General features: G+C 62.7%; 6 protein-coding genes. 3 read left to right on the top strand and 3 right to left on the bottom strand.

The window, feature by feature from the left end:
• The 3 genes from ABWP09_RS13420 to ABWP09_RS13410 all read right to left on the bottom strand — a co-directional run.
• Positions 1 to 227, bottom strand: a 227-nt coding sequence (locus ABWP09_RS13420; protein WP_353205627.1) for an MlaD family protein, incomplete at its 3' end; no start/stop codon positions are given.
• Positions 227 to 1,042 (bottom strand): ABC transporter ATP-binding protein, encoded by an 816-nt coding sequence (locus ABWP09_RS13415; protein ID WP_353205626.1) that lies wholly within the window; start codon positions 1,040 to 1,042, stop codon positions 227 to 229. The genes ABWP09_RS13420 and ABWP09_RS13415, both read right to left, overlap by 1 nt.
• The gene (locus ABWP09_RS13410) at positions 1,042 to 2,139 is read right to left on the bottom strand and encodes an ABC transporter permease (RefSeq protein WP_353205625.1); all 1,098 of its coding nucleotides are present in this window, start codon (positions 2,137 to 2,139) and stop codon (positions 1,042 to 1,044) included. Before ABWP09_RS13410 ends, ABWP09_RS13415 begins: the two co-directional genes overlap by 1 nt.
• A gap of 63 nt (positions 2,140 to 2,202) precedes the next feature.
• On the opposite strand from ABWP09_RS13410, the gene ABWP09_RS13405 reads away from it, so the two are divergent.
• The 3 genes from ABWP09_RS13405 to ABWP09_RS13395 form a co-directional block, all read left to right on the top strand.
• Positions 2,203 to 2,874, top strand: coding sequence for an HAD family hydrolase (locus ABWP09_RS13405; protein WP_353205624.1), 672 nt, complete (start codon positions 2,203 to 2,205; stop codon positions 2,872 to 2,874).
• Positions 2,875 to 3,169: 295 nt separating this feature from the next.
• Entirely contained in the window at positions 3,170 to 4,750 is a 1,581-nt protein-coding gene (locus ABWP09_RS13400; RefSeq protein ID WP_353205623.1) for a SulP family inorganic anion transporter, read from the top strand.
• Positions 4,747 to 5,339, top strand: a 593-nt coding sequence (locus tag ABWP09_RS13395) for a carbonic anhydrase (protein WP_353205622.1), incomplete at its 3' end; no start/stop codon positions are given. The genes ABWP09_RS13400 and ABWP09_RS13395, both read left to right, overlap by 4 nt.

Below are 5,339 nucleotides of genomic sequence, written 5' to 3'. Positions count from 1 at the left end.
GGATCGGGCTTCCACAGCGTGATTTCCTTCACCTGTCCGGTCGGCACGCCGGAAAAGGCAACCGCCGACCCCTTGGCGAGGCCATCGACCGATTGTTTGAAGAAGATATCATATTCCTTGTCGGTCGCGGTGCCCCAGCGTGCGATCCACACCAGGAACAGCAGCATGACCGCCAGCAGGATCAGCACGACCGTGCCGACCAGCACATGGTTCGAACGGGTTTCCATTACTCAGCCCCTTCTGGCGCGTGGTCGTTGCGCTCGATCGTGGCGATCGCGGCGCGGCCGCGCGGCCCCTTGAAATATTCCTGGATCCACGGATGGTCCAGCGCGAGCAATTCGTCGATCGTCCCGACCGCGATCACTTTCCTGTCCGCCAGCACCGCGACGCGGTCGCAAATCGCGTAGAGCGTATCGAGATCGTGCGTGATCAGGAACACGGTCAGCCCGAGCGTTTTTTGCAGCGACTTGGTCAGCTCATCGAACGCCGCCGCGCCGATCGGGTCGAGCCCCGCCGTCGGTTCGTCGAGGAACAGCAGTTCGGGATCGAGCGCGAGCGCGCGCGCAAGCCCGGCGCGCTTCCGCATGCCACCCGACAGTTCGGCCGGAAATTTCGGGCCGGCATCGGCGGGCAGGCCGGACATCACGACCTTGTACGCGGCAATCTCGTCGAGCAACGCGCCGTCGAGCTTGGGATAGAATTCGCGGATCGGCACTTGCACATTCTCGGCGACGGTCAGCGTCGAAAACAGCGCGCCGCCCTGGAACAGCACGCCCCAGCGCTTGGTCAGGTCGGTGAGTTCGGATTCCCCGCGGCCGATCGTCGGTTGGCCGAACACTTCGACTTGACCCTCGACCGGCACTTGCAGCCCGATGATCGAGCGCATCAGCACCGATTTACCGGTGCCCGATCCGCCGACCACGCCGAAAATCTCGCCGCGCCGCACTGTCAGATCGAGCCCGTCATGCACGACTTGCTCGCCGAATGCGCTCTTGAGACCGCGGACGACGATGACCGGATCGTCCTGGCTATCGTTGCGCATCAGACCCAACCGATCGAGGTGAAGAACACCGCGAAGAACGCATCGAGCACGATGACGAGGAAAATCGCCTGCACCACCGCCGCCGTCGTGCGCGTGCCGACCTGTTCGGCATCGCCTTCGACCAGCATCCCCTGGAAACAGCCCGCCACCGCAATGATCAGGCCGAACACCGGTGCCTTGACCAGGCCGACGTAGAGATCGGTGATCGGCACCACCTCGCGCAGCCGCTGCACGAACGTGACCGGCGGAATGTCGAGCGAGATCCAGCACAGCAGGCCGCCTCCGATGATCGCCACGATTGACGCATACATGCCGAGCAGCGGCATCATGATCACCGTCGCCAGCACGCGCGGCAGCACCAGCGCCTCCATCGGCGAAACGCCGATCGTGCGCATGGCATCGACTTCCTCGGTCAGCTTCATCGTGCCGATTTGCGCCGCAAACGCCGATCCCGAGCGACCGGCGACCATGATCGCGGTCATCAACACACCCAGTTCGCGCAGCGTGATGCGCCCAACCAGGTTGATCGTCAGGAATTCGGCGCCGAATTGGCGGAGCTGCACCGCGCCTTGCTGCGCGATGACGATGCCGATCAGGAAGCTCATCAGCCCGACAATCGCGAGCGCGCTGACCCCGACCACTTCGAAGCGCTGCACCACGGCGTTGAAACGAAAGCGTTTGGGGTGCGTCGCCACGTGCCAGAACGCAATGAGCGTAGCGCCGAGAAATCCGAGCAGACCGTAGAGCGTTCGCCCGGTCTGTTCAACCGCCGCGCCGATTTCGCCGACAACGCGAATCAAACTGCCAACTTGCGCCGGGCGCATCGCCACGGGCTGATCGGCACTGGCGACTTGCGCCAGCAAATGTTGCCCGTCGCGATCGAGGCCGACGACCGCGGCATCATGCTCTGCGGCGAAACGGTGGATCAGCCATGCGCCAACGGTGTCGATCCGCTCGATGTCGCTGAGGTCGACGCGCGCGATCTCGCCATCGAACGCGCGCAGCCGTTCGGGGAGATCGCCGATCTTCGCAAGCGACAGGCTGCCGGTGAAGCGCACCGTGTCGCGGTCGGTCGAGAAGGTGGCCATTTCGGTCATCTGTCGTCTTCTGTGCTTTAAACGGGCTGGATCGGCAAGCGTCCAGCGGGTTAGGACGCTGCAATGCACCATCTAGCTGTCTATGATCTGGACAAGACGATCACATACGCGCCGACATGGACTTCGTTCCTTGTGCGCACCGCATGGGCACGCGCGCCGTGGCGATTGGCGCTGCTGCCGCTCGCCGTCCTTGCGACGCTCGGCTATGTCTGTGGCGTGATCGGGCGCGCCCGGTTGAAGGAAGTGACGCACCGCCTGTTGCTCGGTTCGGCGCTGCCCGATGCGGCGGCCGCACAGGCGGCGGCGCGCTTTGCCGATCGGATCGTGGCCTCGGGGCTTTATCGCGGCGCACGCGCGCAGATCGCGGCGGATCGCGCCGCCGGCTATCGGCTGGTGCTCGCCACGGCGTCTTATGGCTTTTATGCCGGCGCGATCGCCGCGCGGCTTGGTTTCGACGCGGTCATCGCAACCGATGTGGTGCGCGACCACGGCATGATCCGCGCGCAGATCGCAGGCGAGAATTGCTACGGCCCGGCCAAATTGCGGCTGATCGAGGCATGGCTGGCCGGGGAGGGGATTGCGCGGGGCGCGGTGACGATCCGCTTCTATTCGGACCATGTCTCCGATGCGCCGACGCTGGAATGGGCGGATGTCGCGGTTGCCGTGAATGCGCATGGTCCGCTGCGCGCGCGCGCGGCGGCACGCGGCTGGGCGGTGGTCGACTGGGATCGCTGAGCTTTGGGTTTGAGGGCGGGTGCGACCTCTAAAGGATTGCGCCTCCACGAAATCTTACAAAAGCCGGAACAATAAATAATTGATGATATAGTAATAGAGATTACTTTAATAATCTCTATAATAAAAACAGTGTAACCGATCTAGATCGCGAAAATTTAAGTTTCCGTTTCGGTATCGTAATAGAATCGGCAATACTTTGTAATATTTTGGAGGGTTACGCCTTCACTGCCTCAACTCCATATACGCCCTCAGGCCTTATGCAGCGCTAGCGCGTCTTCGATGATTTTGGAGTATGATGACCAAACCTTTTTCAATGTTTGCGGGATGGCGGGCCGATGTGCCCTCCTCCATTGTCGTGGCGCTGGTCGCGTTGCCGCTGTGCCTGGGTGTCGCGCTCGCATCGGGCGCGCCGCTCTTCTCGGGGGTGATCGCAGGCATCGTCGGCGGTATCGTCGTTGGCCTGCTCTCGCGGTCACCGCTGTCGGTCAGCGGACCCGCCGCCGGGTTGACGGTCATCGTGTTCGACGCGATTCAATCGCTGCCGAGCTATCAGGTGTTTCTGGCGGCCGTCGTCCTGGCCGGCGTGATCCAGATCGCCTTCTCGATTTCACGCGCCGGGGTCCTCAGCGAATTCGTCCCCTCGTCGGTGATTACCGGGATGTTGGCGGCGATCGGCATGATCCTGATCCTGAAACAGGTTCCCTTCGCCTTCGGTTATGAAAAGGAATTCGAAGGCAGCGAGAACTTCATCGAAGCCGATGGCGGCAACACGCTGTCGTCGCTGTGGGACGGGCTGCTGGATCGGGTGACACCCGGTGCCGCGATCATCGGCATCACGTGCCTCGTGTTCCTGTTCGTCTGGGACAAGGTGAAGCCCAAGCAGGGCCCGCTCAAGCTGTTGCCGGGGCCGCTCGTGGTTGTCGTTCTGGGCGTGGTGGGCAATGCGCTGTTCGCGGCGCTCGTCCCCGAGTGGGCGCTCGGATCCAAGCATCTGGTCCAGGTGCCGGTCGCCGAGGGTTTCGACGGCTTCATCGGACTGTTCACCTTGCCCGATTTCTCGCAGATCGGTTCGGCCGCGCTGTGGATCACCGCCGCCACGCTGGCGATCGTCGCCAGCCTCGAATCGCTGCTGAGCGTGAAGGCGGCCGACGAGATCGATCCGCGTCGGCGCTCTACCGACAAGAATTGGGAATTGCTGGCGCAAGGCAGCGGCAACATCGTTTCGGGGATGATCGGCGGGTTGCCGGTGACATCGGTCATCGTGCGGACTTCGGCGAATGTGATGGCGGGCGCGGAAACCAAAACGTCGGCGGTGCTGCACGGGTTCTGGCTGCTGGTGTCGGTCGCGCTGATCCCGGCGGTGCTCAATCTGATCCCGCTCTCGGCGCTGGCGACCGTGCTGATCCACACCGGCTATAAGCTCGCCAGCCCGGCGCTGTTCATCGAGCGCTTCCGTCAGGGTTTCACGCAGTTCATTCCGTTCATCGTCACGGTCGCGGCGATCCTGTTCACCGATCTGCTGATCGGAATCGTGATCGGCCTGACGGTCGGCTTCGTGTTCGTCGTCGCGCGCAACTTCCGCTCCGCGATTACCTTTGCGGTGGATGGCGAGGATTGCCTGCTGCGCGCGCGCCGCAACCTCTATTTCATCCACAAATATGAGCTCCAGCAAGAGCTCAACAAAGTGCCCGACGGGGCGGTGCTGGTGATCGATCTGTCATCGACCAACTATGTCGATCTCGACAATGTCGACATCATCAACGCCTTCATCAAGGGCGCCGCCTTCCGCAACATCGAGGTCCATGTCCGTGGCGACATTGCCGACCGGACCGCACCGATGATCAACGCGCCATCCTATGGGGTTCGCTTCGCATGAGACATTACAAGCAGCTGCTGCTCGCCAACAAAGCCTGGGCGAGCGAACTGATCGAGGAGAATCCCGACTTCTTCACGCGCCAGATTGCCGGGCAAAAGCCCGATTTCCTGTGGATCGGCTGCTCCGACAGTCGCGTCAGCCCCGAACAAATGACGATGACGCCGCCCGGTGGCATGTTCATCCACCGCAACGTCGCCAATCTGGTCAATGAAGACGATCTGAACCTGATGTCGGTGCTGCAATATGCCACCGAGGTGCTCAAGATCCGCCACATCATCGTGTGCGGCCATTATGCGTGCGGCGGTTTGCAGGCGACGCTTGCGGGCGGCACGCACGGGCCGGTCGATGGCTGGCTGGCGAATGCGCGCGACGTGCTCCACGCGCATGAGGATGAGGTGCGCGGCCAGCCCGATGCCGAGACGCGGGTCAATCGTCTCGTCGAGGTCAATGTGCGCGATCAGCTCGTCAAGCTCGCCCGTACGCAGCTGATTCAGGCCGCCTGGGCGCAGCAGCAGGAAGTGTTCCTGCACGGCTGGGTCTATGACATTCGCGACGGCCACATCAAACCGCTGCTCGAAATCGACGCGAC

This window comes from Sphingomonas sp., from assembly GCF_040398505.1.
Lineage (GTDB): Bacteria > Pseudomonadota > Alphaproteobacteria > Sphingomonadales > Sphingomonadaceae > Sphingomonas.
This window is presented reverse-complemented; position numbering and strand designations above follow the sequence as displayed.

Coding starts and splice junctions, on each gene's coding strand:
- ABWP09_RS13415 (WP_353205626.1), bottom strand. CDS start 1,042: ATGCGCAACGATAGCCAGGACGATCCGGTCATCGTCGTCCGCGGTCTC.
- ABWP09_RS13410 (WP_353205625.1), bottom strand. CDS start 2,139: ATGACCGAAATGGCCACCTTCTCGACCGACCGCGACACGGTGCGCTTC.
- ABWP09_RS13405 (WP_353205624.1), top strand. CDS start 2,203: ATGCACCATCTAGCTGTCTATGATCTGGACAAGACGATCACATACGCG.
- ABWP09_RS13400 (WP_353205623.1), top strand. CDS start 3,170: ATGACCAAACCTTTTTCAATGTTTGCGGGATGGCGGGCCGATGTGCCC.